Here is a 246-nt window from a genome sequence, read left to right as displayed (position 1 = left end):
TTTTTAAAATACCTGCCCCTTCAACAATTAGTGTTTGGAGAAAGCAATTTGAAACTCAAGGATTAAATGCCCTTCAATCAAAGAAAAAGGGGCGTCCATCCATGAAAAAAGAATTCAATAAACAATCAAAACAATCACCAGTCGAAGGCTCTACCGAAACACTTGAAGCACGTATTAAACAACTAGAAATGGAAAATGAGTATTTAAAAAAGTTGAATGCCTTAGTTCAAAACAAGGAAAAATCAC

General features: G+C 33.7%; 1 pseudogene. It reads left to right on the top strand.

Annotated elements, in window-relative coordinates:
- Window positions 1–246 (top strand): annotated as a pseudogene (locus ACYQ73_RS28395) (helix-turn-helix domain-containing protein); the annotation flags it as partial.

This window comes from Lysinibacillus sp. CTST325 (assembly GCF_054665055.1).
Note: the sequence above shows the minus strand (reverse complement) of the source record. Positions and strands in the feature narration are given on the sequence as shown.